The organism is Kitasatospora sp. NPDC054768, from assembly GCF_053612025.1.
The window spans coordinates 1-1,643 of the sequence record NZ_JBSHBN010000339.1; the positions used below are offsets into that span (position 1 = coordinate 1).

Consider the following 1,643-nt stretch of genomic DNA (forward strand, 5'->3'; position numbering starts at 1 on the left):
GGCTCTGTCTCGTAATCGGTGGTAACGAAGCGTGACCGGCGTCGTTGGCAGGTCATGCGAGATGCCAATGCGCTTGTGGGGACGGTGTTTTCCGGGCTGTCGCCCCTGGTGATCGAGGACGTGGTGGATGAGGGTGCGGCAATCCGGGTGGTAGCCCGGACCATGGATGGTCCGGTGCCCTGCCCGGTCTGCGGGGCACCGACGGACCGGGTGCACGGCTTCCACCACCGGACGGTTGCGGACGTGCCGGCGGATGGCCGACGGGTGCTCGTGGTGGTGCGCGTGCGCCGCCTGGCCTGCCCGGTGCTGGGCTGCAGACGGCAGACGTTCCGCGAGCAGGTGCCCCAGCTGCTGGAGCGCTACCAGCGCCGGACGAGCCGCCTCGCGAGTCAACTCGGCGCCGTGGTGAAAGAGTTAGCGGGCCGAGCCGCATCCCGGCTCCTGAACGAAGTCGCCGCGCCGGCCTCCCGGTCCACGGCCTTGCGGATGCTGTTGCGGGTTCCGCTGCCCGCGCGGCGAGTGCCACGGGTTCTGGGCGTCGACGACTTCGCCCTACGCCGCCGCTACCGGTACGCGACCGTACTGATCGACGCCGAGACCGGCGAGCGGATCGACGTGCTGCCCGGCCGGGGCGCCGATGCCCTGGAGGCGTGGCTGCGCGAGCACCCGGGGGTCGAGATCGTGTGCCGGGACGGCTCCGGGGCCTATGGCGAGGCCGTTCGCCGCGCCTTGCCCGAGGCGGTGCAGGTAGGCGACCGGTGGCACATCTGGCGCAACCTCTGCGAAGCCGTCCTGAAAGAGGTGCGGGCGCATTCCGCCTGTTGGACGACCGCGAATCCGCCCCGATCGGAGGGCGTGCGCGCTGCGACGACCCGCGACCGGTGGCGTCAGGTCCACGAGCTGCTCGGCAAGGGCGTGGGCCTGCTGGAATGCGCCCGCCGCCTGAATCTGGCACTGAACACCGTCAAGCGCTATGCACGCGTTCCCGAGCCCGAGGGCCTTCGTCGGGCGCCGCAATACCGGCCCACGCTCGTCGACCCCTACCGCGACCACCTGCGCGCCCGTCGCGCCGAGGACCCCGCGATCCCGGTCCTCCAGCTGTTCCGGGAGATCAAGGAATCGGGCTACACCGGCAGCCTCAACCTCCTCTACCGCTACATCACCCAGGGCCGCGCCGAAGGCGACCGCCCGGTGATCAGCCCACGCCGCCTCGCCCGCCTCATGCTCACCCGCCCAGACCGGCTACGAGACAAGGAAGCCGACTTGCTGCAGGCCCTCGTCACCGCCTGCCCCGACATGACGGAACTCTCCCGGCTCGTCCATACCTTCGCCGAGCTGCTTGTCCCCGCCTCCGCCAACGGCGCCCGCCTCACCAAATGGATCACCGCCGCACGCGCCGCCGGCCTTCCCCATCTGCACTCCTTCAGCCGCGGCCTCGAACTCGACCGAGCCGCCGTCGACGCCGGCCTCACCTTGCCCCACCACAACGGCCGCACCGAGGGCGTCAACACCCACACCAAGCGAATCATGCGACAGATGCACGGCCGGGCCGGATTCGCGCTCCTCCGCCACCGCATCCTCCTCGCCTGAATCACACTCGGTTACCACCGATTACGGGTCAGAGCCGTTCACTGGACAGACCC

General features: G+C 70.4%; 1 protein-coding gene. It reads left to right on the top strand.

What is annotated here, in order from left to right:
• Positions 1-54: 54 nt before the first annotated feature.
• Entirely contained in the window at positions 55-1,590 is a 1,536-nt protein-coding gene (locus ACWGKU_RS40975; RefSeq protein WP_331768732.1) for an ISL3 family transposase, read from the top strand.
• Positions 1,591-1,643 lie beyond the last annotated feature (53 nt).